Raw genomic sequence first — 23,353 nt, 5'->3', positions numbered from 1 at the left:
GCCGCGGGCTAGGGGCAGACCATCATGAAAAACGCGCTGAATGTGGGCTTGAGCACGTCATCCCCTTCCTTCGTAGAGCAGTGACACGCTCGATTTTCGAGCAACGGCGAAACCCGGTTCGCAGAGCCGGGTACAACCGAACCGTAAAGCCACCTCATCAGGAAGGAACGATCAGATGACGTCGACCACCTCTTCGACACTCACCTTTGTCTTGTTTACCGCTGGATGCATCGCGCTGGGGCTGCTGTTCATGTACGCGCCCGCGGGAGAATTTCAGTCGAAATACGCCAGAGCTGCGCCCGCCGCGCCCGCCGTGCAGCCCACGCGCATCGACGTCGACAACGACGCGCACGCGATACGCTTCTACATCGACGGCAAGCAGGTCGCTCTGCTCGACGCAACTGGCTTCAAGCAATGAGGAGGCCACGGAATCAAGAAGGGAACCCGTTATGAAGATCATCCTATCCACGCTATCGGCACTTCTGCTGTCGCTTGCACTGACGCAAGCCGCAGGGGCCAAGACGAAAATTCCGGAAAGCGACAGCAAGGTGGCCAAGACCGAAAAGAGCAAGCCGCCGCTCGACCAGACTGCCACCGGCGGCGTCCTGCCTCTGGCGGTCACGATGACGCCCGTCGATGCCGGCCAGGCTTATCCGCAGCCGCTGGACTTGCACTTCTAGAGCAATTCCAGGAATCGTGTTCGGCGGTTTTGGTCCGGAACCGCGTAAGACAAAGGTGGCCATTCCGGGGACCCATAGCGGTCCGCCATTCGGGATCGGCGAGGAAAAGGCAGCGCCCGGACGGCCGAACCAAAGAGCCACCCGGCCAGCCTGAGGGCCGGGCTCGGCGTCGCCGGCGGGGCCGGCGCCTGCCCGCGCGGATCGCAAGGCTGCGGCCCGCGCGGGCCAAGTTTTCGCGCCGAGTCTTTTCGGACCCAGCTCTTCAGGCCCTGCCTTTTTCTTCGAACCCAAGTTCTTCGAGCCCAAGTTCTTCGACCCCAAGTCATTCTTGACGAATGGTCGCCGAACCGGAAAGCTCGGCCACGGCGCTCGATGGCGCTGTACGACGAGTTCCGAGGGAGGCGATGCCATGCCGGGTGCCGACGAAAAGCTTGCCGCGCTCGGCATCGTCCTGCCGCCGCCGCTGAAGCTCCCGCCGGGCATGGTGCTGCCCTTTCCCTGGGTGAATGTGCGCGGCGACCGCGCCTATATTTCGGGCCATGGACCGCAGGAGCCGGACGGCTCGCTTGCCGGTCCGTTCGGCGCGGCCGGCGAGAGCGTGTCGCTGGACGAGGCGCGGGTGTCGGCCCGCAAGGTCGGACTGTCGATGCTCGGCAGCCTGAAACGCGAGCTCGGCAGCCTCGACCGGATCACCGGCTGGTGCCGCGTGCACGGCATGGTCAATTCGGCCTTGCGCTTCACCGAAACGCCGGCGGTGATGAACGGCTTTTCGGAGCTCATCCTCGAAGTCTTCGGGCCGGAGATCGGTCGCCATGCCCGCACGGCCATCGGCGTTGCCGCGCTACCCCTGAATTTCCCGGTTGAGATCGAGGCCGAGGTGACGATTAAGGTGTCATTGGCTTGACCGCGCCGGCGTCGGCGCGATAGGCGGACGCAGGCCATCCAACCGATGAGAGACCCGCCATGACGGACGTAAGAGACAGCAACGGCACGCCGCTGAAGGATGGCGACTCCGTGACCCTGATCAAAGACCTCAAGGTCAAGGGCACGTCCGAAACGATCAAGCGCGGCACGCTGGTGAAGAACATCCGCCTCAACGGCAATCCCGGCGAGATCGAATGCAACACCAAGCAGGTGAAGGGCCTGGTGCTGAAGACGGAGTTTTTGAAGAAGGCGTGATTAGGGGCCGAGCCCCTGCCCCTCCCGGTCAAGATCGAGGCCGAGGCGTTGACCGAAGGGCGATTGGCGAAAGCCGGAGCGGCAGCGTCCCCTTCTCCCCGTTCACAAGGAGAAGATGGCGGCAGCCAGCAGCCAGATGAGGGGCAGCGCGACGCTGGCAAGATTTCGAGCGTCAATCGTTGGTGAACGACAGCAACGGAGCCTCGCCAACACAGGCATGGCGCTGCCCCTCATCCGCCCTTCGGGCACCTTCTCCCCGTGAACATGGAGAAGGAAGAGCCCTCCCATTATGTTGCACTGCGTTAGATTTGTTGCATTGCGATATCAGCCCATAGGGCCGAACCTCTGCCTCAGGCGGGATACGAACGAACAGTGCGAGGTTCGTATTCGTGTCAGCATCAGCGTGGGATTTCCGGCCCGACATCGAAGGATTGCGGGCGCTGGCCGTGGCGGGTGTCGTCGCCTACCATTTCGGCCTGACCGCGCTGCCCGGCGGCTTTGCCGGGGTCGACATTTTCTTCGTCATCTCGGGCTCCCTGATCACCCGCCATTTGGTCGCCGAGATCTCCGACACCGGCCGGCTCGACCTTTTGCGCTTCTATGCCCGGCGCGCGCGGCGGCTGCTGCCGGCCGCACTTTTCGTCATCGCGGCGACGCTTGCCGCCGGCGCGGTCCTCCTGTCGCCGGAGGAGCAGGCGCTCTATTCCAAGGGCGCCATGTTCGCCTCGGCCTATATGATCAATCTGTGGCTGATCCGCTGGTCGTTCGACTATTTCGCCAATGACGCGGCAAGCAACCCTTTCATCCACTATTGGTCGCTGTCGGTCGAGGAGCAATTCTATCTCGCCTGGCCGGCGCTGCTGATGCTGGCCGCCTGGTTGGAGCGGTTCACCGTTTCACGGAAACGGCGAACCGCTCCAACTTTTCGTTCTGACGCAATTCCGGACGGAAGGCTACGGCGAAGCCGCCGAGCCCAACCGTTTCACACTTTTCCTGGAATTGCTCTTAAGCCCGGCAAGCGCGCCATCATGCTTGCGATCGGCATTGCCGGCCTCACCTCCTTCATCCTCTGTGCCTGGCTGACGAGCGTCTCGCAGCCCTGGGCCTTCTATTTTTCGCCGCTGCGCGCATGGGAATTTGCCGCCGGCGGCCTCGCGTCGATGGCGCCGGCAAGGCTGTTGCAGGAGCGCCCGCAGCTGGGGCGGGCGTTGAGCCTGGCCGGCCTGGCGATGATCGGGGTCGCTTATCTCACCTTCAGCGAGGACGCTCCCTTCCCCGGCTTTCTGGCGCTTCTGCCGGTGGCCGGTACAGTCCTTCTGCTCAAGGCGGGAGCGGCCGGCGCCAGGGACGGCACTCCTCGTCCACGCAATTCCGGATGGAATAGCGTGAACGCCGCCCTGGCGCTGCCGCCTTTGCAATGGATCGGCAGGCTCTCCTATTCGATCTATCTCTGGCATTGGCCGGTGATCGTCTATGCCGGCATGCTGGCGCCGGAGCTGACGCCGGCCGAGCGGCTGCTGTGCCTTGCGCTGACGCTGGCGCTCTCAGCTTTCAGCTATCACCTCATCGAGAACCCTATCCGTCGCAACGGCTGGCTGATGGCCAATGCGGCGCGGGCGCTGGTGCCGGCCCTCCTCCTGACCGGCACCGGCGTCGCAGCCGCCTATGGCAATGCCAGGCTTGCCGTGCGCGACCTCGATCCGCAACAGCGCATCATCGCGGCAAGTGCCGCCGAACCTTCCACGGCGCGCGCCAAAGCGGGCTGCGTGCTGGACTACGAGACGGTGACGCCGAAACCCTGCGTGTTCGGCGAGGGACGGCGCATCATCGCCCTGTTCGGCGACTCCCACGCCGACCACTGGTCGACGCCGCTGATAGAGGCTGGCCGGAAAAACGGCTACCGGGTGGTGACCTGGCTGAAGAACTCCTGCCGTGCCTCGCGCATCAGCGTCTGGTCGTCGGAGCTCAAGCGCGCCTACCTGGAATGCGACCGCTGGCGCGAGCAGGCGATCGCCGAGATCATCAAGGCGCGGCCGGCGCTGGTGGTCATCTCGGAGCTGGCGCTGACCAGCGGGCGCAAGATGGCGGGCCGCGGCGGCGACACGGAAAGCCAGGACGCCGACTGGCGGGCCGGCCTGCGCTCCACCCTCACCAGCCTCAGCAAGGCCGGCCTCAAGGTCGCCTTCATTCGCGACGTGCCGTTCAACAACGCGAATGTCGACACCTGCGTGGCGCGGGCGCTCTGGCGGGACCAAACGCCCTCAAGCTGCGACCAGACGCGGGCCTATGCCGCCAACGACCGAATGGCGGCGGTGGAACGCGAGATCGTGACCAGCGTCCCCAACGCGAGCTATGTCGACCTCACCGACCGCTTCTGCAGCGCCAGCGTCTGCCACGTCTTCATCGACGGCAAGCTCGCCTTCCGCGACCAGCACCACATGGCCACGCCCTTCGCGGAATCGCTGGAGCCGGATGTGGAGAAAAGAGTGATCTCGAAGGTGGGGCGGTGAAGCGGCCAGAGGGGGCGCCGCGCAAAGAGCCGACGTCTTCTCTCTTCGGAGGCTCCTCGGAAGGCGTCGGCACTTCACGCGCAGCGACCCCCTCTGCCCTGCCGGGGATCTCCCCCCTCGAGGGGGGAGATCAGCAGTTCCTGCGGCGGTGCCCCTTTACCCCACCACAACGACGAAATGCTTGGTCACCGGCTCGAGGATCTTCCAGGTGCCCTTGAAATCGGCCTCGACCACGAAGGCGTCGCCGGGGCCGACCTCGATCGGCTCGCCGCCGTCGGGCGTGATGACGATGCGGCCGGCGATCATGTGGACGAATTCATAGTCGGTGTAGGTGGCGTGGTAAGTGCCCAGTGAGGCGCGCCAGGTGCCGGACATCACCTTGCCGTCCTCGGTGGTGTGCTGGACAGCCGTCTGCATCGTCGGCCTGCCCTCGACGACAACCCAGCCCGGCAGGTCGCCGGCCTCGGCATGGTCAATGGCGCCGAATTTGAGGATGGTCTGCTTGGTCATCGAAGGCTCCTACGTTCGCGGGTTTGGCTGGGAGATGAATAACGACTGGCGCCGACGTCCACGCGCGGCGCCGCGACAGCAGGTGGCGGTATGGCGACGGCGGCGCCTCCTCGTGGGCCCTTGCGGGGAGAAGCATTTTCCTGCGTTTGCGAGCAGGCTTGCCCTCGAGCGGGCCGGGCATTTCCCCTCACTTTGCCCCATAAGGGGCGCCGCCCTCGCGATTCCGGGGAACACCGGCCGCCCGAAACCGTTTATTGCTCGAAGGGGCGTCTATCTAAAGGAGGCAGCGATGAAAAAGCTTCTGCTTGCTTCGATGATCGCCATCGCCTCGGCGTTTGCGATTGCGCCGGCCAGCGCCGGCAGCGTGCAGTTCGGTATCGGCATCGGCCCGTCCTATGATCCCTACTACGACGACTATGGCGGGTACTACCCGCACCGCTACTACCGGCACGTCTACAATGACGATTACGACAATGACGGTTATGTGGTGCGCTATCATCACCGGCGTCATTGCCGCACCGAACTGGTGAGCCATTGGCGCCACCACCACCGCGTGGTGGAAGAAGTGCGGATCTGCGGTCACGGCTACAACCGCTACTAAGCGAGCCTGGATAAGTCGCGTGGGACGGCTTTTGGCCGCCTCGCGCGATCGTCCGCCATGCAGCCGGGCGGCTTCGGACGCTCACGGACCCTTCAAATCTTGATGATCCTGCATGGCGGCGAGGCCTTTCGGCGTGCCGCGCGTTATCATGGAGAACCTCAGGAGGTTGCCATGCGAAAACTCCTGTTTGCATCGGTGGTCACACTCGCCTCGGCAGCGGCTACCGTCACGCCGGCGGATGCAGGCAATGTATTCCTCGGCGGCAGTTATTTCGACTACGGCCCGTTCGGCGACTTTTACGACAGTTACGGCTCCGTTCCAATCTACGGCTCTTATTGGGGCGGCCCCTATCTCAACTACGCCCCCGGTGAAGAAGACGGCTACGACGGCGGCTACGTCGCCCCGCCGGCCCGCCATCATGCCGTGCGCCACGGCCGCCATTGCCGGATCGAAACGGTGGGGCATCACAGCCGTGACCACCGGTTCATGCGCGAGGTGCGCGTCTGCGAGTAGCCGTATCCACCGCCGAGACGCAGGGGGCGGCTTCAAATCCCGCCAATTTTCGCGCTAGGCCCCTGCCCCCTAAACGTGTCGCGCTGAAACGGATTCAGGCGGCACGCTTCTTTGTTTTTATGCATGTCGTTGTCCCAGAACCGCTGCACACTTCTGGGCGACATGCATTTAGGCAGCTTTTCGGCCCGTCAAGCGTTGTCAGTGCGAACCTTCAGGAGGAGGTTGCCATGAAAAAGCTTCTACTTGCCTCGGTGATCGCCGTCGCGTCGGCGGCGGCCACGGTCGCGCCTGCCGATGCCCATGTGTTCCTCGGCTTCGGTGTGGGCGGCTACGAGTCTTATCCGTTCTACCGCGGCCCGTACTATGGCGGCTATCGTGACTATTACGATGACGACTATTACCCCGGCTATATGGTCTACCCGCGGTACCACAGGTATTATTATTACCATCACCGGCATCATCACAGATACTTCTACTACCACCACCGGCATCACCACAGGCACCACCATCGATACTACCGGTATTAGGTACGAGCGCGCAGCAGGGCGGAGTTGGCAAGGTGGACGGTGACGCGTCACCGTGTGGCTAGGGTTTGCGCGCGTCGCTTCACTCCTTCTTCCGCCCTGGAATAACGAAGCAACAGCGCATGCCCGCTCCGTCCACGCTTGCAAATCCCCGCCGACATGCCATCTAAGTCGCCGGTTCCGAGGAGAACAAAAGGTGACGCAGCGAAGCGGCAGCGCCGACCTGCCGCTGCATGGCGGGCGGGTCCCGAAATGGCTGGGCGATCGCATGACGAAGCTCGGCGCGGTGCTGTGCGAAGCCGTCATCCACCATTACGGCCGCGACGAGCTTCTGCGGCGTCTGGCGCATCCCTTCTGGTTCCAGTCCTTCGGCGCCGTGATGGGCATGGACTGGCATTCCTCCGGCATCACCACTTCCGTCATCGGCGCGCTGAAGCGCGGGCTGAACCCGCTTGCCGGCGAGCTCGGCATCCATGTCTGCGGCGGGCGCGGCGCGCATTCGCGCAAGACGCCGGGCGAGCTCATCGCCATCGGCGAGCGCGTCGGCCTGGACGGCGAGGCTCTCGCCACCGCCAGTCGGCTCGTCGCCAAGGTGGACAGCGCCGCCGTGCAGGACGGCTACGACCTTTATCTGCACGGCTTCATCGTCACCGATGATGGGCGCTGGGTGGTGGTGCAGCAAGGCATGAACGGCGACGCCCGCCAGGCGCGCCGCTACCACTGGCTGTCGGAAGGGCTGACGAGCTTCGTCGACCAGCCGCATGCGGCGATCGAGGGCGAGCGCCAGGGCGAGATCGTCAACCTCACCGACCGTCGCGCCGAGAAGGCGCGCGGCGGCCAGATCCAGCTCTTGAAGACGATGAGCCCGGAAAAGATCCTGACCGAGCTTGCCGTGCTGGAGCCACGGCCCGAGCCTGAACCCGCCGCGCAGCCGCTGCTGCCCAACCTTGTCATGCCCGCGCATCACGACGTGCGCGAAAGCGACATTGTCATGCGCCGCCTGCACGGCAACATCGCGTCGGCCATCGAAAGCGGTCCGAAGGATTTTCCTGAATTGCTTCTGGTGCCCGGCGTCGGCCCGCGCACGGTGCGGGCTCTAGCCATGGTCTCGGAAGTGGTGCACGGCGCGCCCTACCGCTTCTCCGACCCGGCGCGCTTCTCGCTCGCCCACGGCGGCAAGGACCGCCACCCCTTCCCCGTGCCGCTGAAGGTCTATGACGAGACGATCTCGGTGCTGAAATCGGCGGTGGGCAAGGCCAAGCTCGGGCGGGACGAGGAACTGCAGGCGTTGCGGCGGCTGGACGGAGAGTCACGCCGGATGGAGCGGTATGTGACGGGACCGAGCTTGAAGGAGATTGTCGCGGGGGAAATGGACCAGTCGCATCTGTTGGGAGGGCGGAGTGTGTTTGGGTGGGAGAAGGCGCCGGAGGGTGGCGAAGAGCCGACGAAGGCAGACAAGAACGGAGCCTGAGAAGCGTTCGGTTGGCGCCGCCCCTCATTGCCCTGCCGGGCGTTTCTCCCCGTAAACGGGGCGAAAGAGGCTGCCGCCGGCGCCGCGCCTCTTCCTTCGCCCCGTTTACGGGGAGAAGGTGCCCGAAGGGCGGATGAGGGGCAGCGCCATACCTCCGCAAAGTTCACGCAAGCCACCTCGCATCGTGAATCACCTCGCTGCCCTAAGCGCCTGTTTCGCCGCGGCGATCCCCTCACCCCGCCTTTCGCCCCATCAATCCATAATGCACCGCCAGCAGGTCCAGCCCGACTTTCAGCAGCTTCACCACCACATCGCGCCCTTCGCCGGTGCGTTCGGCGATGGCCTTCACCGACTGGCCTTCGAGGCAGGACTTGCGAACCACTTCCGCCACCTCCCAGTGGGCAAGTGCGGCGGCGGCGTGGGCATGGGCGCGGCCGGCTGAGAGTATGCGGTCGGGGATGCCGCCGCCCACTCGGCCGCCGTCGACGCGCTCGCTCCAGGATTGCGGCTGCAGGCCTTCGCGCTGGGTGCGTTCGAAATCGTCGCGGAAGCGTTGGCCGGCCTCGCGCTGCTGGCGGCTGAGCGAGGTGATGCCCACCAGCGGATCGACATTGCGCAGGCGCACGATGCCGCCGGTGGAGGTGTAGCCGCCGTTTGACACCTCGTAGACGCGGCGCGCCTCCGCCGTGCCGGGGGAGAGGCGTTGGCGGCCGAAGGCATCCTGCCTCAACGCGAAGTCGTGGCCGACCTCGCGGCGGATGCGCACCTGCTCTGCCTCGCCCTTGGGGAGTTTCGGGGGTTGGGGTTTCTTGGAGGGTTTGCGGGGCATGGGGATCCTTGGGTGTGGGATGGGTAATTGGAAGCGATGGCGTTCGTTAGCGCCCCCTCTGTCCTGCCCGTCCTTCGCAGCAGCTGCGCTGCAGCTTCGGAGGGTGGACCGGACATCTCCACCGCAAGGGGGAGGTCGGCAGCTTCAGCGCCGCGCCCATCATTGTCTCCTCCCGTGGTGGCCGTGGAACCTGGCATGATGATGCGCGCAGTAGCTGCGCGTGGCGGTCGTGCGCAGGCCGCAGCACAGCATATCCGGGCCGGGGCGCGCCCCGGGCGGGTCGTGTTCGGGATCCTCGCGCAGCGCGAGGTCGATCGGCGCGCGGCAGCGGCCGAACAGGCAGTCGAGGAAGCGCATGGCCGCGACATGCGGCTGGCGGCCGGGCGGGACCGGAGGTGGCGGCGGCGGGAGTTTGTAGAGCTGGGCTTCGGATTTTTGGCGCTCGCCGGGAGCGAGCCAGGCGGGTGGGAGCGTGCGAGCAGGTTTTCGCGGCTTCGGTTTCTTTGGATTGGCGCGGGTGGTGGTGTTTCCGACGACAGACACGTCGGCGGGACAGCGCCGCCCTCTGTCCTGCCCGTCGTCCGTAGCAGCTTCGTTGCAGTTGCGGAGGGTGGACCGGACATTTCTCCCTCTTGCCGATGTAAGATTGGGCGGGATGGCAGCTTCGGCGCCGGCGCCCTCTACCAGTTCGGCGTATCTGGAAAGAGCGGCCGGTTCCGATAGCGTGGCACTTCCAGCGGCCGCCCTGCCCCGCCTGCTGCCTTGCGCGTGTAGCCGCGCATGCTTCCTCGGCCGGCCGCCGGCGCGGCCGCCCTTGGGGTTGGCGAAGCCGATGGCGCGAAGGCCGGCGTTGCGGTGAACGATGCCGATGATGGCGTTGCGCGAGACCAGGCTGCCGCGCAGCGCGCTGAAGCGGCCGGCGATGCGCGAGGCCGAAAGCCCCTCCTTAAGCCAGGCGGCGATCTCGTCGATTTCCTTCTCGGTGTAGGCGGCTGCCATCTTCTCATTCCGTTGATTGCTTGGGCTTGGGCTTGCGAAGGGGCTCGGCTCGGGCCGAGCGTCAGGGTTCGGCCGCGAGGCCGTCGGTCGGGTTCGGAAAAGTTGGGATCAGGCGGGGCGCGCGGCCCCTTCCAGTTCGCGAAGCCTGGCTTCAGCCGCCGCGCGCGTCAGGCCCGACACCGCCCGGCCCGTCATCCGGTCGAACAGGATGACGGTGCCGTCCTCGGTGCGGATGCAGCTTGTGCCCGAATTGGGGGCCGGAGTCGGGGGAGGAGCGGCTCCGGCCGTTCCGGTGAACCGGGGTGCGGGCGGTTCAGCCGGACCCGGGGCAAGCGCCCCGGAATGCGCCCGGACCGGGGAGGAGGACAGTCCGGACGATTGGAATTCGACAGGTGACTCAAAGTGGAAAGATGGGGGCAGCGCGTTCAGCGCCGGAATCACGGACAGTGCGGAAATGCTTGCGGGATGCTCATTCATGCGCTAAGCGTACGTTATGTACGAATTGCACGCAAGCAAAATCGTACACTTTGGACGATAAATTTCAGGCATTTTGTACGATGATGGATTCTCGGCACAGATTGCAGCAGGCGCGCGCCCAGGCTGGCTATGCTTCGCCCAGTGATGCGGCCCGCGCCTTGCGCGACATCAACAAGAACACGCTGATCAGCCACGAGAACGGCAACCGGCCGCTGTCGCGCAAGGCGGCGGAGAAATACGGCCGGCTGTTCGGGGTCGACCCCGGCTGGCTCTTGTTCAATGGCGACGGCGCCGAGGCCAGCGCGGTGCACCTTGCCCCCTCGCCCGTCACCATCGACGTGCCGATCGTGTCGTGGATCAGCGCCGGCGAGCTCGGCAGCCAGGACAGCGTGGTCAACCTCTCCGACTATCCGACGATCCCCACAGCCGACCTCGAGGAAGGCGAATGGATCGCGCTGCGCGTCGACGGGCCGTCGATGAACAAGATCTCGCCGCCGGATTCGATCATCTTCGTCAATCTGCGCGACAAGCGGCTGGTGACCAATGGCTGCTACGTGATCTCCGACGAAACGGGACGCGCCACCTACAAGCGCTGGCGGCCGAACGACTCCCCGCCCTTCCAGCCGGCGTCGTATCTGGATATTCCCCCGCCTGAGCTTGAGGGCGCGATTACCATCATCGGGCGGGTGAAGCGTTCGATGATCGATATGTGAGGCTTAGAGCGTCGCAATAGTGTAACGGTCTTGACGAAGAACAAAAAAAGAACCTTTCCGTCTTGTACTTGTTGTCGAAATCCTTTTAGATCACGGGTGCGTGAGGTTGGGGTCCCGTTAGCGGGAGGGGGTCATGAACAAATCAGTCAGGGAAAACCTGATTTTTATCATGGTGGCGCATGCCTGCTTTCTGGCGCAGCCGGCCATCGTGCATGCCGAGGACATGGACTATCATCCGCAAAATTTTACCCGGCCTCTGAGCGCCGCCAGAGGCACAATCACTCCGGCTGGTGGCGGCGCCATCTACCTGAAGCCGGAGGACCGCTGCAATCTGGTGGTGAAGGAGTTCGGCTGGGACCGTGACCAGTGCGGCTCGATCGACCAGTTGATCTTCGGCTTCACGCCGGAGATCGACAACCTCACCGTCGAAAAGCCGGTGTCGGACGGCTATGTCAGCCTGGCGGACTGGGACAGCGCAGACCGCAACGAAGAAATCAGCTCTCTTGAGCAGAGCTTCAAGGACTCGGTGAAGGCGCAGTCGGAGCGGCTGGGCCAGGACATCCGCTTCGACGGCTGGCTGGTCTATCCGCAAATCGACAAGGCCAAGAACATCCTCTACTACGCCAACATCCTGAACTGGGCCGGCGACAGGACCATCAACATCTCGGTCTCGATCTTTGACCGGCAGGGCTATGTCCCGGTCAAGATCGTGCCGGTGAACGGCAACATCACAGGCGATGCCGTGCAGACGATCGTCGAGGCATCGGCCGACGCCTACAAGTCGAAGGCCGGCAGTTCTTATTTCGAATTCTCCAGCGGCGACAAGGTGGCTGGATATGGCGCGCTGGGCGTCCTGGCGACAATGCTCGGCGTCAAATACGGCAAGGCCGCCGGCGCCGGCCTTATCGCGCTGGCGCTGCTGGTGCTGAAGAAGGGCGCCTTCCTGCTGTTGCTGCCACTGGTCTGGCTGAGAAGGCTGTTCGGCCGCAAGAAGGCGGACAGCTGATTGGTGCGGCCCAATGCGTTCGACCTATGGCTCCCTTCGTCCTGCCCTACCCTAAAAACTCATTCGTGTAATACGCCTCGAAGTCTGGCATCGCGGTCAGCGCCTTGCCATTGCCGTCGAGCAATATCCCCGAGGCAAACAGGTAGCTTCCCATGGCCTCCATCTTGGCCTTGTCCATCGTGCCGATGACGCCTTGCGCGCTTTTCAAAAAATGCCCGTCGTTCAGCGCCTTTAGCGAGGCGTGCACCAAGGCCGGGGTGGTGAGCGTGTCCTTGTTTGCGGCGATCAGCAGGTCGCCGGCTTCTTGCGCATGATCCACGGCGAACGCGTAGCCGCGCTGCGTCGCCTTGACGAAAGCGGCGGCGGCCTTCGGATTGGCGGCGAGGAAGGCGCTGCTGGAAACGATCAGCGTGGTGTGCTCGTCCGGCACGCCGTAATCGGCATAGCGGAAGCTGCGCTGCTTGAGACCCTTCAGTTCGGCCTCGACGCCTTCCCAGGTCGAGACCTCGAGCGTGAAATCGACCGCGCCATTGGCCAGCGCCTCATAGGCCGAGGTGCCCAGCGTCACGGTCGAAAAATCACCCTTGCCGCCGTCATGGCGGATGATGGTCGAGATCAGCGCGTTCTCCCAGGCGCTGCCGAAGCCGCCATAGGTCAGGCCGTCGAGATTCCTGGGGCTCTTGATCGCGGCGCGGTCGGCGTTGAAGACGACACGGCCGGTCTCGGACTGGACGACGGCGTAGACGGCCTTCAGGTCGGCGCCGGCGCTCTTTTGCGTGAACAGGCCGAGCGAACCGGAGATGCCGAAATCGGCGACACGGTTGGCGACCAGCGTGCCCGATCCGGTGTCGCCATAGGGCAGGATTTCAACGTCCAGGCCCGCGTCGCGGTAAAAGCCTTTGTCGCGGGCGACGAACAGGCCGATGTGGTTGGTGTTGATGGTCCAGTCCAGCGCGACTGTGATTTTCTGCGTGGCGGCCCGGGCACTAGTGGCGGCCCCGGCACATGTGATGGCCCCGGCACATGTGATGGCCCCGGCACATGTGATGGCCCCGGCAAATGGCAGGCCGGCGGCCAGAAAGAACGCCTGGCGGCGGGTCAGGTCAGTCATTTCAATTCTCCATCGGATGATCGGGAACTCGGATCGGCGGCTGCCCAAGCAGCGTGTCGAGGATGCCGGCCTCGATCGCGGCAGCCTCGCGGGCGAGCGCCGCGCTTTCGGTGCGCGGGCGTGGCAGCGGCACCGCCACTTCGCGGACCACGCGCGCGGGGCGCGCCGAAAGCACATAGATGCGGTCGGACAAAAGCACCGCCTCACGCACGTCATGGGTGATCAGCAGCGCCGTCCAGCGATGGCTCTGCCACATGCCTTCGAGCCAGCGCTGCATGGCTGCGCGGGTGAGCGCATCGAGCGCGCCGAACGGCTCGTCGAGCAGCAGCATGTCGCGCTGCTGCACCACGGTGCGCAGAAGTGCGGCGCGCTGGCGCATGCCGCCGGAAAGCTCGGCCGGCCAGGCGCGCTCGAAGCCGGCGAGGCCGAACTCGGCGAACAACGGCGCCACGCGCTCACGCGCCGCCCGGCGCTTCATGCCCTGCACTTCCAGGCCCAGCGTCGCGTTGTCGATGACGCGCCGCCACGGCATCAGCGCGTCGCGCTGCGGCATGAAGGCGAAGCGGGCGCCATCGAGCGGCGCGCCGTCGAAGCGCATCGAGCCCTCGCCCTTCAGCGCGCCGGTGAGCAGTTGGAACAGCGTCGATTTGCCGGCGCCGGAAGGCCCGAGGATCGAGACGAACTCGCCCGCGCGGACATCAAGCGAGATTCCGGCCAGAACCTCGAGCGCACCGAAGCTTTTGCGGACATCGCGGAGCTCGAGCCGGGTCATGCCCGGCCTCCTGCGTCAGGATCGGACTTGCCTTCGCTCCCTGCATTTTCCCAGGGCATGGCGAGCCGCTGGACGAGCACCGCCAGACCGAACAGCGCCAGCGTCAGAACCGAGCTGACGGCGACCGCGGCAAGCACGAGGTCGGGCCGAAAATTGTTCTTGGCGCTGAGCATGTAGATGCCCAGCCCCTTCGCGGCACCGGCATATTCGGCGAAGATCGCGCCGACCACCGCATAGGTGATCGAGATGCGCAGACCGGCGAAGAAATAGGGTAGCGCCGAAGGCAGCCGCGCGGCCCAAAAAATGCGCCAGCGCCCCGCTCCCATGGCGGCGAGCATCTGGCTGATTTCCATGCTCGTGGCGGCATAGCCCTCGACCAGCGCCACCATCATCGGGAAGAAGGTGACCAAGGCGACCAGCAGGATCTTCGGCAGCAGCCCGAAGCCGAACCACAACACCACCAGCGGCGCGATCGCCACCAGCGGCAAGGTCTGGCTGGCAATCAGCAGCGGGAACAGCGCGCGGCGCAAGCGCGGCAGGAAGTCGACGAGCGCGGAGAGGGTGAAGGCAGCAAGCAGCGAACAGGCGAAACCGGCCAGCGTGGCGCGAATGGTAGGGAGTGTGTTTTCGGCCAGTGCCGCGCGGTTCTCCCATGCCTGCGCCAGCACGCGGGACGGCGCCGGCAGCACGGTGGGCGCGATGCCGCCGAGGCGGGCGCAGAGCTCCCAGGCCGTGAGCAGCAGCGCGAATGCGAGCGCGGCGGGGAGGATTTTGGCGAAGGGGCGGATAAGAGCCAATCTCCCCCCTTGCGGGGGAGATGGCCGGCAGGCCAGAGGGGGGTGTGAAGGAACGCCGGCATTTGAAACTTCGGCGTGAGAATTCGCCGAACGCCACGCTCGAAACCAGCTGGTAGGCCGGCGGGACAGCACCCCCCTCTGCCCTGCCGGGCATCTCCCCCGCAAGGGGGGAGATTGGATGTCACCCCGGCTTTCGCCAATCGCCAAAGACTTCCGTTCTCCCCGCGAGGCCGGATCAGATATGGGGTTCTTTCCCCCACGCAATGGGTCGAACCAAACAGCCACGACACTCTCCTCGACAGCTTGCGCTCAAACCGCGGTCGGGCTGTTCGCCGAGATGGTGATGTCGAGCGTCACGTGCCCCGCGCCGGAGCCGAAGCGGCAGAAGGCTTCGTTGAGCGTGGCAAACACCGCGCCGACGTCGCCGCGCAGCTTGGTGCAGAAATTCTTCGAGCGCTCGAAGACGCCGGACTGTTTCAGGAAATCGATGCAGCCGTAGATCTCGTCCATGTGGTCGCCGGTGCCCATCACATAGAGCGAGAATTGCGCCGCTGCCGGCTGGTTGGTCGAAGGCGTCGCCTGCACTGCGCTGAGCGCGGCGAGCTTGCGTTCGTCAAGTGGGATCGCCGGGCCGCCGATCTCGTCGGAGCGGCAGATCGGATCGTCCGGCTCGCCGGGGCAGCCGCGCGAGACCGCGGCCGACAGCACGCAATGCTTGCCGCTTCTCGCCGCCGCCACGAACAAGTCGCGCATGGCCGGGAACAGCACTTCGGGCGGCCCGACCAGCAACGTCGAGATGTCGTCGGTCTCGATCCTGAGCCTGTCGCGGTAAGGATCGAGCGCGCCGAGCGCGCCAAGGATGACGCCGACGAAATCGTCGGTCATGGGATAAAGGGAAATCTGTGCGCCGGAAAACATGGCCCGCCTCGCTCCGCTGGTATTATCCAGATCAGCTTTAGGGTCCGGAGGCTTGCCGCCCCCATCTCAGCCCCGACCGTACGGAGCACCCCTGTGGATGGGCGCGTTAAAGCACTGTTTGCAGCGGCGGGAAAGAGGTTTTTTTGCCGCGCAATCAGGCCAGGAAGTGTCATCTCCCCCTAGGGGGAGATGACCGCGTTACAAGATTTTCGCGGATTTCTTATAACTGCTTTCAACTCCTATCGTTCAAATTGTACGAATCTCGCTTGACTGTATTTCGTACATAAAGTACGATACTTCCCTTCCTTTGAGGGGATTTGCTTGGACACCGCGAACCACGCCGCTTTTGCCGACCTCTCCCACCCTTTGCTGTCACCACTGCCGCTTGCCGAGCGCGAGCGCCTTGCCGGCGCCTGGCGCATGGCCAGCCAGGACATCGCCGACGACATCCGCTTCATCCGGCAATATCTGAAGGTGGTCGCCGAGAAGGAGGACCGGCTTTCGACCGGCACGCTGGTGCATGGCCGCGCCTATGTCGAAGCCTGCGCCGCCTGGCTGCCAGAGACGGTGGCGCGGTATTTGCGCAATCTCCGGCTGATCAGCGAGTGCGAAAGCGCGATGCTTGCCGCCGGCGTGCGGTTTGCCAGGTCGAGCGATGCGTGGTGAAGTGTCTCTCCCTTCTCCCCTTGTGGGAGAAGGTGTGCCGAAGGCGACGGATGAGGGGTGTTCCACTACCAGCGCAAGCGTCTCACTCCGCTGGAACACCCCTCATCCGTCTCGGCGCTAAAGCGCCGATCCACCTTCTCCCACAAGGGGGAGAAGGAAGAACTCCCGCCCCGCTCAAGCCCGAACGGCCTGGCCTCTGCAACCCTTGGGCCACTCCTCGAAAAATGCATCGTTTCACACAATCGCCAATTGGTGGACGCCGGCGAGCGGCCGGTGGTTAATTCCTCTCAGGCGAAGGAGGGTAAAGCCGTATACCAGGGAGGAACTCGTTTTGATGGACCAGCAAATCGACATCGGCATTAAGCTCGACGATCAGCCCTACGAAGTCACCTCATTCGCCAGGAGGCATGGCCTGACGATCCCAATCGCCGATGCGGTGCTTTTCGCCAAGGGTCCGTCGTCGTCGCGGGCTGCCTGCGATACAGCCGCGCTGGCCTTCCTTTGCGCGGTCGCGCGATACGCCGGAAAACAAGGGCGGCGGTAGCGGTCCGGGCCTCGCCTACCAGCTGAACTGCAGCCCTGCATTGCCGCCGACTTGGCTGCCGGCGAAGGCGATGCCGAGCGTGCCGGTCAGCCGGCCGCCATGGCCGAAGCCCTCGCTCAGCACCGCCGCACCCGTGATGCCGAAGGCATTGGCGTCGCCGGCGTTGCCCCAGTTGATGCGCAGGCCGAAATGCTCGCCCTGGACGAGATCGGGCGCGGCGAGCGCGGCCGAGATCGAGGCGTTCTCGAAAGCCCGGGTGATGCGGTTATCGATGTCGTCGACGTGGGCAGCCAAAGCCGTTTTGCCGACCTCGGTCATCTCGCCGCCATTGCCGTCATCGACCTGCCGCTTGGTCATGCCCGTGTCGGTGTTGATGCAGGTGTTGGTGCCCGGGCTGTAGTAGTAGTTTGCGCCGTACATGTCGCATTCCCGGACATATTCGACCGGCTGCGCAGCAGCCGCAGGCAAGGACAGGCCACACAAGGCTACCGCGGCGGCCGCAAAAAGATATTTGAACATGATTGGCCCCGGCCACGCTACCAGGTGAGCTGCAGGCCGGCATTGCCGCCGACTGTCTTACCGGAGAAAGCTACGCCCGCGGCGCCGGTCAGCCGTCCGCTGCCGCCAGGAAGGAAGCTCTCGCCCAGCACCGCCGCGCCGGTGACGCCCATGGCGTTGGCTTGGCCGGCATTGCCCCAGTTGACGCGCACGCCGAAATGCTCGCCCTGCACTAGGTCCGGGCTGGTGAGCGACGAGGCCACAGAGGCACCTTCGAAGGCGCGCTGGACCCGGCCATCGATGTCGTCGACCTTGCTCGCCAGCGCGGTCTTGCCTGCAACCACCTTGTCATCATCCGTCACAAGCCGGGTCTCGCCGGTGTTGGCGTTGATGCAGGTATTGGTGCCTGGGCTGTAATAGTATTGCGTGCCGAAGGCGTCACAAGCGCGCACATAGTCGACCGCCGCCGAAGCCTGTGTCGCAAAGCCGCCTGCCGCAGCCAGAAACGCAAATAAAATGAAACGGTCGATGCCCCGCATACCCAATCCCCAAGCATGACGTTAAGAAAGCCCTAACGCGAAAGGCACATTGGATGGGTGCCGATGTCAACTGGGCAGTCGGACCGAAGACCGACTTTTACCGGGGCTATCTGACTTAAAGAGCGCCTGTTGCCGAGACGCCACAGTGGATGGCTCGATCTGTTCAACAACTTGCGATCGTGCGGAGCTTATCTATTAAGCGAAAACTAATCTTACCTTCAACGGCGGGAGTTCCAGCGTCTTCACGCGCCCAAACTCCGGGCGCGGGCTTCCACGTCTCTTCGACCGTTGTCGGGATGAGCCAGCGGCGACCGGTCGCCGAAATTGCTCAGCCCTTGGGCTTGGTCGCCTTTGCCTTGGCGGGGGCCTTGGCCGGCTTCTCCGCCTTCGCCGCTTTCGGCTTTTCGACCTTGGCGGCGGCCGCCTTCTTGGGACTCTTCGCCTTCGGTTTCATCTCGGCGTCGACCTCGGCCGCCGCCTGGTCCCAATGCTCCATGTGAGCGCCTTCCGGCCTGCCTGCCTGTTCCCAGATCTCGTGCGCGCGCTGGCGAATGCGTTCGTGCCTGTCGTCCGTCACTTGTCGCCTCCATTTGGTTGGACGGTTCCCCGGTGCGAACATTAGCCGAATTTTCGCGCCGCGTCTTGCGCATCGACACGTGGATGGCTGTACTTCGGCGACGATTTTCCTTAGTGCCCGTCGGCGATGACGGCGACGCCGAGATAGGCTGCCTTCTTTGTAATCAATCCGGCCAAATCGGCGTCAGACCGCTCAGTACCTGTGCGCTTGCGCAGGATCGCTATCGCGTCCTTCATCGACAGCAGGCCGGTGCAATGTTCAGCCAGAAGCTGGTCGACGTTCTTGGCGAGGTCAGGTGATTCGACGTGTGGATGATGCATGGCAACGACTCCTTCCCGAACGTTGCCTCCCAAACCACTGTCCAATCTAGACGATATGTCCAGGTGCGAGAAGAGCCCGACCCTTCCCCCAATGCATCGGGGAAGGTCGGGCTCTTCGGCAACCAGGCGCTACTGGATCACCTGGACGACGCGGCGCGTGCCAGGATCGATCAGCACCGTGTGATCGTTGACGATCGCATAGCGGTACTGCACATCCGGGACCTGCTGCAGCTCGACTGTATCGGGTATCGTGGAGCCGACGCCGAGTTCGAGGCCGAGCACGTTGACCGAGGCGATCGGATGCCTGTGGACATATTCCTTGACCACGGTCTGCTGCTCAGGGGTGACGATCACCTCGTCCGCGGCCGCGATGCCGATGCCGGCCATCAAAGCCAGGCCGGCGACAGCTGGAATGAAGGTGGTTTTCATCGTTTATCTCCTGTTGCGTTACGAGCTCCGCCCTGCCTCCGCGGGGGCGGAAACACCGGCAAGTCGAACATGGGAGCTCCGGGGGCAAACGCCCTCAGCAGGGGTGTTGTTCCGTCAGCGACGACTAATTGACCTGGTGAATTGACTTGGCGGAACCTTCGCATTGGCTCTGCATTGGAAGGCTTTGAAATCCCCAAGACTTTGAAATCCATAGGGTGCGCCGTCATGCAAGAAGGTCTCATCGGACACGAAGGTCCCATCAAAAGCGACATCGAATTTAGAACCCCGGTGGCCGTTGCCGTCGGCGCCGGCTTCAAGCGCGAGATCGCCTCGCTCACCGCGATGCAGAACTTTCTCAAGGAATGGCCAGCCGTCTCGCGAGGCGAAAGCTACGCCATGGCGGTGCGCGCCTGCGAGGCGGCGCGGGCGGGAGAGATCGATCTAGACCAGGCGCGGGAGGCGTTCCTGGTCTTCGCGAAGAAGGCCGGGATCGAGTGGACCGGCGCCGATCCGGTGGCGGTGCTGCGCGAAGCAAAGATCAGGCGCCGCCGGGCACGCGAAAGCCGCATACAGCACCGACAAGCGCCGGGGTAAGCCCCCTCACCGGCGAAGGCTCCGGGCGGAGCGTCGCAACGTCTTGCATATCAGTTTCAGGATTTAGCCGTGCGGATCCCGGAGCAACGGGGCGTCGCTGCGCGCCTGTCCGAAGACCGTCGCCTTGCCGGCTGACGGTCGACTCGTTCGACCGGTGATTTTCGGCTGGTGGCCGCTGTCAGTTCGGCGTCGATTCGCCCAGCGCCTCGGTAACGAAGGACGCGGCGATCAGATCGTCCGCCTCAATGCGTAGGGAGCCCTCGCCGCCCCCCATGATGGCCGCGACCTTCTGGAAGGTCTTCATCTCATGCTCGGTGATCCTGGCGTCCCGCATCCTGGCTTTCAGATCGGCGACACGTATCCCCAGCGAACGGGATGTTCCGATTTCTCGTCTCGACATGTCGGTTGGTCTCCTCCCCCACCCGTGCCTGTTTCGCCACCGCCCTGGTTCGCAATCCTGCGCACGCTTGTGTCCTCTATGAGGCAAGTGCGAACACAGAGGCGGCAACGCGTGCCCGGATCGAAGGTTCCGTTAGCAAGTGGTAACGAATTAATACTGGTTAACGGCCAGCCGCCGCGCCGGCGGCAGGCCGTTACTCAGCCGCGAATTGATCCCCTACTCGATCACCTGGACGATCTTGCGCGTGCCGGGATCGACGATGACGGTCTGGTTGTCGACGACAACATAACGATATTTGACGTTGGGAACCTCGTGCAGCTCGACGGTGTCGGGAAGGACGCTGCCGACGCTGAGCTTGATGCCGGGAACCTCGATCGAGGCCAGCGGCTGCTTATGCACATATTCCTTGATGACCGTTTCCTGCTCGGGCTCAATCACGACATCCTGCGCAGCGGCGGCGCCGATGCCGGTCAGGAGCAGCAGGCCCGCGGCAGCGGTTGTGAGGTGCATTTTCATCGATCTTCTCCTCGAGTGGATAGGATTGCTTCTCACGCTGCGCCTGCGATTTCACAGCAAGTAGACATTGTGCGTAACGCCCTTCCATAGGCCTTGTTCCGGCAAAAATCGGTTCTTGTTCCCGCAAAAATTTGCCGCCAGCGTTTCAGCGGAACGTCACCGGCGCCAGGGCGCGACAATTTCGGAACAATGCGTTTCGGGCCGGGTTACCCAAAGCGAAGGGACCGACATTTTTCGAGGAGAAATCCAATGAAACATCTGCTTATCACGAGCATGATCGCGCTCGGTGTTGGTTGCGGCGCGGCGATGGCGCAAACCGAATCCGCGCAGCCGAGCGGTGGCGACAATTGCGCGGCCGGCACGGCCGACTGCCAGAAGGGCGGCAAGGCGGGCGGGCAGGCTCAGGGCGAGATGAAGTCGCAGACCGAGCAGAACGCTCAGGGCAAGGCCGGCGCCAACACCGAAGAGCAGGCTCAAGGCAAGACCAAGATGAAGACCGATGAGCAGGCCCAGGGTCAGGCGGGCGCCACCACGGACCAGAACGCCCAGGACAACACGCAGCTGAAGAAGAAGAAGCAGGCCCAGGGCAAGGCCGGTGCGACCACCGAGCAGAATGCTCAGGGCAACACCAAGATGCAGACTGAGCAGAACGCCCAGGGCAAGACCGGAACCAGCACCCAGCAGAATGCCCAGGGCGGCACTACAAAGATGCAGACCGAGCAGAATGCCCAAGGCAAGACCGGAACCAGCACCCAGCAGAANGCNCAGGGCGGCACTACCAAGATGCAGACCGAGCAGAACGCCCAGGGCAAGACCGGAACCAGTACCGAGCAGAATGCCCAGGGCAACACCAACGTGCAGACCGACCAGAACAAGACCGCCTCGATCAACAACGTGACCGTTGAGCAGAGGACGCAGATCACGCAGGTCATCCATGAGACCAACGTGCAGCCGGTGCGCGATGTCAGCTTCGACATCTCGGTCGGCGTCGAGGTGCCGCGGCACAAGATCCGCCTGCATCGCCTGCCGGCCCGTATCGTCAAGATCGTGCCTGCCTATGAGTCCTACGAGTATTTCGTGCTGGCCGACGGACGCATCGTCATCGTCGACCCCGACACCTACAAGATCGTTGCGATCCTGGAGGCCTGATGCGGACAGCATGAAGAGAAGAAAGGCCTGCCGATCGGTGGGCCTCTTTTTTGCAAAAAGTGAGGCTCGCAAAGACTGCGCCGCTCTTACCCGCGCCTGGCGGGCGCCGCGCTCCATTAGGCATTCCTTGAATGCATGTTCATCGGGAACGATGTGGCGCAATTCCCAGTTGTCACACAGAAGTCCTGCGTCCGTGGTCCCTGCCGGATCGGACGAAAGGGCTACGGGGCCGCTGGCAGGTCGTTGAAGCTTGCGGTCCTAGCGGAAAAGGTGCATGGGTCATGGCGGGTAGAGGTATGGGCGAGACCGTCGACGACCGGACATGGCCGCGGCGCTCGGTTGGGCAAATGTATTTTCCGCAGTTTCTTGTGGGAATGGTGGCTACGCTTCTGGTGATCCTCGGCTGGACATTCGCGTCCACGGGATCCATCTGGCAGGCATTGGGCTGGACGGTCCTTGCCGCCGTTGTTCTGCAGGCAGGCTACTTTGCGCTGGTGCTGTGGCTGCTGCACGGCGAGACTCGCGTGACCGACGAAGCCAAGTCGGGCGACGGCGCCGCCTCGCCCGCCAAATTGCCCGGCCCGTTCGAGCGGGACGGCATCATCCAGGCGCTGCTGTCGCGCCTCTTTCCAAGACTACCCTAAGCGCAAGAAGACGAGGAACTGCGGGTCCGCGGGAGCCGGCAAGCCGAGCGGCGCAAAGGTTGCTCGGCCATGAGCGACGGATCTAAAGCGCGTCGCGCTGAAACGGATTCAGGCGACACGCTTTAGGTTTTTGTTTTGACGCATGTCGTTTGTCCCAGAACCGCTGCGCACTTCTGGGCGACATGCATAGCGCGTCGCGCTGAAACGGATTCAGGCGACGCGCTTTAGGTCTTTGCTTTGATGCATGTCGTTGTCCCAGAACCGCTGCGCACTTCTGGGCGACAATGCATTAGCGCGCTGGGGCGACCGTGGCCGAGCGCACCGGCTGCGCGGGCGAGAACACCATATAGGCAAAGATCAGCACGCCGGCGGCGACGATCAGCGATCCAATGCCCAGGATCGGCTCGACGGCGTCCATTCCATACGCGTATTTCAAGTAAAGCGGCGGCAGCATCACCACGAGGCCGAGCGTGTAGAGGCCGTAGTGGATCATGGCCAGACGCCTTTCGGCCTTGGCCGGATTGAGCGCGTAGTAGCCGCCGAAGATGGCGCTGGTGACCCAGCCCAGAAGATTGAAATGCGCATGCGCCGGGAAGGCGCCATGATCGCCCGAAATGCCCATCTTGATGCCGATGGTGATGCCCAGCAGGAAAAAGATGATGGCCGTCTTGAAGAAGAGTTCCGATACCCGTGGCATTCTGTCTGTGCTCCCATATGCCTTTGTAAACCCGACTCTGTGAAGTCTACATCTTGCAAGCCATATTAGCCATCGCGCACGGTGCGACCTTCAGGCGAAAGCCGCGAGCGGCTTGCAAAAAAAATGGCTCGCCTCTTTCGAAGCGAGCCAAAAGGGAGCCGGGCTTGAGG

Annotated in this window: 32 protein-coding genes and 1 riboswitch; of the genes, 16 read left to right on the top strand and 16 right to left on the bottom strand. The window is 63.9% G+C overall.

Annotation, left to right across the window (positions count from 1 at the left end):
• Positions 1–175: 175 nt before the first annotated feature.
• The 5 genes from YU3_RS0108515 to YU3_RS0108490 all read left to right on the top strand — a co-directional run bounded on the left by YU3_RS0108515 (position 176) and on the right by YU3_RS0108490 (position 4,369).
• Positions 176–418, top strand: coding sequence for a hypothetical protein (locus tag YU3_RS0108515; RefSeq protein WP_027165833.1), 243 nt, complete (start codon positions 176–178; stop codon positions 416–418).
• Between the two features lie 31 nt (positions 419–449).
• Positions 450–680 (top strand): hypothetical protein, encoded by a 231-nt coding sequence (locus YU3_RS36265; RefSeq protein WP_051333888.1) that lies wholly within the window; start codon positions 450–452, stop codon positions 678–680.
• A gap of 409 nt (positions 681–1,089) precedes the next feature.
• Entirely contained in the window at positions 1,090–1,584 is a 495-nt protein-coding gene (locus YU3_RS0108505) for a RidA family protein (RefSeq protein WP_027165832.1), read from the top strand.
• Positions 1,585–1,643: 59 nt separating this feature from the next.
• Positions 1,644–1,859, top strand: a complete 216-nt coding sequence (locus tag YU3_RS0108500) for an alkylphosphonate utilization protein (protein ID WP_027165831.1) — start codon at positions 1,644–1,646, stop codon at positions 1,857–1,859.
• A 389-nt stretch (positions 1,860–2,248) separates the two neighbouring features.
• A complete protein-coding gene (locus YU3_RS0108490) occupies positions 2,249–4,369 on the top strand; it encodes an acyltransferase family protein (protein ID WP_027165829.1) in 2,121 nt (706 codons plus the stop codon).
• Positions 4,370–4,525: 156 nt separating this feature from the next.
• On the opposite strand, the gene YU3_RS0108485 is transcribed toward YU3_RS0108490, so the two are convergent.
• Entirely contained in the window at positions 4,526–4,879 is a 354-nt protein-coding gene (locus YU3_RS0108485) for a cupin domain-containing protein (protein WP_027165828.1), read from the bottom strand.
• Positions 4,880–5,168: 289 nt separating this feature from the next.
• Here YU3_RS0108485 and YU3_RS0108480 point away from each other — a divergent pair, with 289 nt between their 5' ends.
• From YU3_RS0108480 to YU3_RS0108465, 4 genes are all read left to right on the top strand, one after another.
• Entirely contained in the window at positions 5,169–5,480 is a 312-nt protein-coding gene (locus tag YU3_RS0108480; protein WP_027165827.1) for a hypothetical protein, read from the top strand.
• Between the two features lie 171 nt (positions 5,481–5,651).
• Entirely contained in the window at positions 5,652–5,993 is a 342-nt protein-coding gene (locus tag YU3_RS0108475; protein ID WP_027165826.1) for a hypothetical protein, read from the top strand.
• Between the two features lie 227 nt (positions 5,994–6,220).
• A complete protein-coding gene (locus tag YU3_RS0108470) occupies positions 6,221–6,520 on the top strand; it encodes a hypothetical protein (RefSeq protein WP_027165825.1) in 300 nt (99 codons plus the stop codon).
• 193 nt (positions 6,521–6,713) lie between these two features.
• Entirely contained in the window at positions 6,714–7,988 is a 1,275-nt protein-coding gene (locus YU3_RS0108465) for a DUF763 domain-containing protein (protein ID WP_027165824.1), read from the top strand.
• A 232-nt stretch (positions 7,989–8,220) separates the two neighbouring features.
• Here YU3_RS0108465 and YU3_RS0108460 read toward each other — a convergent pair whose 3' ends face one another.
• The 3 genes from YU3_RS0108460 to YU3_RS39145 all read right to left on the bottom strand — a co-directional run bounded on the left by YU3_RS0108460 (position 8,221) and on the right by YU3_RS39145 (position 10,293).
• Positions 8,221–8,817, bottom strand: coding sequence for a DUF6456 domain-containing protein (locus tag YU3_RS0108460; protein ID WP_027165823.1), 597 nt, complete (start codon positions 8,815–8,817; stop codon positions 8,221–8,223).
• A gap of 159 nt (positions 8,818–8,976) precedes the next feature.
• The gene (locus tag YU3_RS0108455; RefSeq protein ID WP_027165822.1) at positions 8,977–9,816 is read right to left on the bottom strand and encodes a GcrA cell cycle regulator; all 840 of its coding nucleotides are present in this window, start codon (positions 9,814–9,816) and stop codon (positions 8,977–8,979) included.
• Between the two features lie 108 nt (positions 9,817–9,924).
• Positions 9,925–10,293 (bottom strand): hypothetical protein, encoded by a 369-nt coding sequence (locus tag YU3_RS39145; RefSeq protein ID WP_156913421.1) that lies wholly within the window; start codon positions 10,291–10,293, stop codon positions 9,925–9,927.
• 80 nt (positions 10,294–10,373) lie between these two features.
• On the opposite strand from YU3_RS39145, the gene YU3_RS0108450 reads away from it, so the two are divergent.
• Entirely contained in the window at positions 10,374–11,006 is a 633-nt protein-coding gene (locus YU3_RS0108450) for a S24 family peptidase (protein ID WP_027165821.1), read from the top strand.
• Positions 11,007–11,139: 133 nt separating this feature from the next.
• A complete protein-coding gene (locus tag YU3_RS0108445) occupies positions 11,140–12,012 on the top strand; it encodes a DUF2167 domain-containing protein (RefSeq protein WP_027165820.1) in 873 nt (290 codons plus the stop codon).
• Positions 12,013–12,058: 46 nt separating this feature from the next.
• Here the strand turns inward: YU3_RS0108445 and YU3_RS0108440 are convergent, their stop codons facing one another.
• The 4 genes from YU3_RS0108440 to YU3_RS0108425 form a co-directional block, all read right to left on the bottom strand.
• Positions 12,059–13,123 carry an ABC transporter substrate-binding protein gene (locus YU3_RS0108440; RefSeq protein WP_084507971.1) on the bottom strand — a complete coding sequence of 355 codons (1,065 nt, stop codon included), beginning with the start codon at positions 13,121–13,123 and terminating at the stop codon, positions 12,059–12,061.
• A gap of 1 nt (position 13,124) precedes the next feature.
• Positions 13,125–13,895 carry an ABC transporter ATP-binding protein gene (locus YU3_RS0108435; RefSeq protein ID WP_027165818.1) on the bottom strand — a complete coding sequence of 257 codons (771 nt, stop codon included), beginning with the start codon at positions 13,893–13,895 and terminating at the stop codon, positions 13,125–13,127.
• Positions 13,892–14,692, bottom strand: a complete 801-nt coding sequence (locus tag YU3_RS0108430) for an ABC transporter permease (protein WP_027165817.1) — start codon at positions 14,690–14,692, stop codon at positions 13,892–13,894. The genes YU3_RS0108435 and YU3_RS0108430 overlap by 4 nt, the downstream gene beginning before the upstream one ends.
• A gap of 309 nt (positions 14,693–15,001) precedes the next feature.
• Positions 15,002–15,610: a YkoF family thiamine/hydroxymethylpyrimidine-binding protein gene (locus tag YU3_RS0108425; RefSeq protein WP_027165816.1), complete on the bottom strand. Its 609-nt coding sequence runs from the start codon at positions 15,608–15,610 to the stop codon at positions 15,002–15,004.
• Positions 15,601–15,713, bottom strand: a riboswitch (TPP riboswitch). (Overlaps the previous gene by 10 nt.)
• A 218-nt stretch (positions 15,714–15,931) precedes the next feature.
• On the opposite strand from YU3_RS0108425, the gene YU3_RS0108420 reads away from it, so the two are divergent.
• A complete protein-coding gene (locus tag YU3_RS0108420; protein ID WP_027165815.1) occupies positions 15,932–16,276 on the top strand; it encodes a hypothetical protein in 345 nt (114 codons plus the stop codon).
• Between the two features lie 334 nt (positions 16,277–16,610).
• The gene (locus YU3_RS0108415) at positions 16,611–16,820 is read left to right on the top strand and encodes a hypothetical protein (protein ID WP_036258100.1); all 210 of its coding nucleotides are present in this window, start codon (positions 16,611–16,613) and stop codon (positions 16,818–16,820) included.
• A 15-nt stretch (positions 16,821–16,835) separates the two neighbouring features.
• On the opposite strand, the gene YU3_RS0108410 is transcribed toward YU3_RS0108415, so the two are convergent.
• The 5 genes from YU3_RS0108410 to YU3_RS0108390 form a co-directional block, all read right to left on the bottom strand.
• Positions 16,836–17,339 (bottom strand): porin, encoded by a 504-nt coding sequence (locus tag YU3_RS0108410; protein ID WP_027165813.1) that lies wholly within the window; start codon positions 17,337–17,339, stop codon positions 16,836–16,838.
• Positions 17,340–17,356: 17 nt separating this feature from the next.
• A complete protein-coding gene (locus tag YU3_RS0108405; RefSeq protein ID WP_027165812.1) occupies positions 17,357–17,857 on the bottom strand; it encodes a porin in 501 nt (166 codons plus the stop codon).
• A 328-nt stretch (positions 17,858–18,185) separates the two neighbouring features.
• Positions 18,186–18,434, bottom strand: a complete 249-nt coding sequence (locus tag YU3_RS0108400) for a DUF2934 domain-containing protein (RefSeq protein WP_027165811.1) — start codon at positions 18,432–18,434, stop codon at positions 18,186–18,188.
• Positions 18,435–18,544: 110 nt separating this feature from the next.
• Complete coding sequence (locus tag YU3_RS0108395; protein ID WP_027165810.1) at positions 18,545–18,754, bottom strand: hypothetical protein; 210 nt, start codon at positions 18,752–18,754, stop codon at positions 18,545–18,547.
• A gap of 129 nt (positions 18,755–18,883) precedes the next feature.
• Positions 18,884–19,183 carry a DUF1236 domain-containing protein gene (locus YU3_RS0108390; protein ID WP_027165809.1) on the bottom strand — a complete coding sequence of 100 codons (300 nt, stop codon included), beginning with the start codon at positions 19,181–19,183 and terminating at the stop codon, positions 18,884–18,886.
• A 225-nt stretch (positions 19,184–19,408) separates the two neighbouring features.
• On the opposite strand from YU3_RS0108390, the gene YU3_RS0108385 reads away from it, so the two are divergent.
• Positions 19,409–19,777: a DUF982 domain-containing protein gene (locus YU3_RS0108385; protein WP_051333886.1), complete on the top strand. Its 369-nt coding sequence runs from the start codon at positions 19,409–19,411 to the stop codon at positions 19,775–19,777.
• A 178-nt stretch (positions 19,778–19,955) separates the two neighbouring features.
• On the opposite strand, the gene YU3_RS0108380 is transcribed toward YU3_RS0108385, so the two are convergent.
• Together YU3_RS0108380 and YU3_RS0108375 are read right to left on the bottom strand one after the other, a co-directional pair.
• Positions 19,956–20,177: a hypothetical protein gene (locus YU3_RS0108380; protein ID WP_027165807.1), complete on the bottom strand. Its 222-nt coding sequence runs from the start codon at positions 20,175–20,177 to the stop codon at positions 19,956–19,958.
• Between the two features lie 216 nt (positions 20,178–20,393).
• Positions 20,394–20,693, bottom strand: coding sequence for a DUF1236 domain-containing protein (locus YU3_RS0108375; protein ID WP_027165806.1), 300 nt, complete (start codon positions 20,691–20,693; stop codon positions 20,394–20,396).
• A gap of 249 nt (positions 20,694–20,942) precedes the next feature.
• Between YU3_RS0108375 and YU3_RS0108370 the strand changes: the two genes are divergently transcribed.
• Both YU3_RS0108370 and YU3_RS0108365 read left to right on the top strand, forming a co-directional pair.
• Entirely contained in the window at positions 20,943–21,842 is a 900-nt protein-coding gene (locus YU3_RS0108370) for a DUF1236 domain-containing protein (protein ID WP_027165805.1), read from the top strand.
• Between the two features lie 296 nt (positions 21,843–22,138).
• Positions 22,139–22,486: a hypothetical protein gene (locus tag YU3_RS0108365; RefSeq protein WP_245273452.1), complete on the top strand. Its 348-nt coding sequence runs from the start codon at positions 22,139–22,141 to the stop codon at positions 22,484–22,486.
• Positions 22,487–22,775: 289 nt separating this feature from the next.
• Here the strand turns inward: YU3_RS0108365 and YU3_RS0108360 are convergent, their stop codons facing one another.
• Complete coding sequence (locus tag YU3_RS0108360) at positions 22,776–23,183, bottom strand: hypothetical protein (RefSeq protein ID WP_027165803.1); 408 nt, start codon at positions 23,181–23,183, stop codon at positions 22,776–22,778.
• Positions 23,184–23,353 lie beyond the last annotated feature (170 nt).

Origin of the sequence: Mesorhizobium sp. WSM3224 (assembly GCF_000427725.1) — a bacterium.
Lineage (GTDB): Bacteria > Pseudomonadota > Alphaproteobacteria > Rhizobiales > Rhizobiaceae > Mesorhizobium.
Note: the sequence above shows the minus strand (reverse complement) of the source record. Positions and strands in the feature narration are given on the sequence as shown.

Excerpts from the sequence above, each read along its gene's own strand:
- YU3_RS0108410 (WP_027165813.1), bottom strand. The coding sequence starts at position 17,339 with ATGTTCAAATATCTTTTTGCGGCCGCCGCGGTAGCCTTGTGTGGCCTG.
- YU3_RS0108500 (WP_027165831.1), top strand. The coding sequence starts at position 1,644 with ATGACGGACGTAAGAGACAGCAACGGCACGCCGCTGAAGGATGGCGAC.
- YU3_RS0108360 (WP_027165803.1), bottom strand. The coding sequence starts at position 23,183 with ATGCCACGGGTATCGGAACTCTTCTTCAAGACGGCCATCATCTTTTTC.
- YU3_RS0108485 (WP_027165828.1), bottom strand. The coding sequence starts at position 4,879 with ATGACCAAGCAGACCATCCTCAAATTCGGCGCCATTGACCATGCCGAG.
- YU3_RS0108395 (WP_027165810.1), bottom strand. The coding sequence starts at position 18,754 with ATGCATCATCCACACGTCGAATCACCTGACCTCGCCAAGAACGTCGAC.
- YU3_RS0108445 (WP_027165820.1), top strand. The coding sequence starts at position 11,140 with ATGAACAAATCAGTCAGGGAAAACCTGATTTTTATCATGGTGGCGCAT.
- YU3_RS0108405 (WP_027165812.1), bottom strand. The coding sequence starts at position 17,857 with ATGCGGGGCATCGACCGTTTCATTTTATTTGCGTTTCTGGCTGCGGCA.
- YU3_RS0108470 (WP_027165825.1), top strand. The coding sequence starts at position 6,221 with ATGAAAAAGCTTCTACTTGCCTCGGTGATCGCCGTCGCGTCGGCGGCG.
- YU3_RS39145 (WP_156913421.1), bottom strand. The coding sequence starts at position 10,293 with ATGAATGAGCATCCCGCAAGCATTTCCGCACTGTCCGTGATTCCGGCG.
- YU3_RS0108480 (WP_027165827.1), top strand. The coding sequence starts at position 5,169 with ATGAAAAAGCTTCTGCTTGCTTCGATGATCGCCATCGCCTCGGCGTTT.
- YU3_RS0108455 (WP_027165822.1), bottom strand. The coding sequence starts at position 9,816 with ATGGCAGCCGCCTACACCGAGAAGGAAATCGACGAGATCGCCGCCTGG.
- YU3_RS36265 (WP_051333888.1), top strand. The coding sequence starts at position 450 with ATGAAGATCATCCTATCCACGCTATCGGCACTTCTGCTGTCGCTTGCA.
- YU3_RS0108415 (WP_036258100.1), top strand. The coding sequence starts at position 16,611 with ATGGACCAGCAAATCGACATCGGCATTAAGCTCGACGATCAGCCCTAC.
- YU3_RS0108385 (WP_051333886.1), top strand. The coding sequence starts at position 19,409 with ATGCAAGAAGGTCTCATCGGACACGAAGGTCCCATCAAAAGCGACATC.
- YU3_RS0108515 (WP_027165833.1), top strand. The coding sequence starts at position 176 with ATGACGTCGACCACCTCTTCGACACTCACCTTTGTCTTGTTTACCGCT.
- YU3_RS0108390 (WP_027165809.1), bottom strand. The coding sequence starts at position 19,183 with ATGAAAACCACCTTCATTCCAGCTGTCGCCGGCCTGGCTTTGATGGCC.
- YU3_RS0108460 (WP_027165823.1), bottom strand. The coding sequence starts at position 8,817 with ATGCCCCGCAAACCCTCCAAGAAACCCCAACCCCCGAAACTCCCCAAG.
- YU3_RS0108425 (WP_027165816.1), bottom strand. The coding sequence starts at position 15,610 with ATGTTTTCCGGCGCACAGATTTCCCTTTATCCCATGACCGACGATTTC.
- YU3_RS0108440 (WP_084507971.1), bottom strand. The coding sequence starts at position 13,123 with ATGACTGACCTGACCCGCCGCCAGGCGTTCTTTCTGGCCGCCGGCCTG.
- YU3_RS0108435 (WP_027165818.1), bottom strand. The coding sequence starts at position 13,895 with ATGACCCGGCTCGAGCTCCGCGATGTCCGCAAAAGCTTCGGTGCGCTC.
- YU3_RS0108475 (WP_027165826.1), top strand. The coding sequence starts at position 5,652 with ATGCGAAAACTCCTGTTTGCATCGGTGGTCACACTCGCCTCGGCAGCG.
- YU3_RS0108505 (WP_027165832.1), top strand. The coding sequence starts at position 1,090 with ATGCCGGGTGCCGACGAAAAGCTTGCCGCGCTCGGCATCGTCCTGCCG.
- YU3_RS0108380 (WP_027165807.1), bottom strand. The coding sequence starts at position 20,177 with ATGTCGAGACGAGAAATCGGAACATCCCGTTCGCTGGGGATACGTGTC.
- YU3_RS0108375 (WP_027165806.1), bottom strand. The coding sequence starts at position 20,693 with ATGAAAATGCACCTCACAACCGCTGCCGCGGGCCTGCTGCTCCTGACC.
- YU3_RS0108450 (WP_027165821.1), top strand. The coding sequence starts at position 10,374 with ATGATGGATTCTCGGCACAGATTGCAGCAGGCGCGCGCCCAGGCTGGC.
- YU3_RS0108365 (WP_245273452.1), top strand. The coding sequence starts at position 22,139 with ATGGGCGAGACCGTCGACGACCGGACATGGCCGCGGCGCTCGGTTGGG.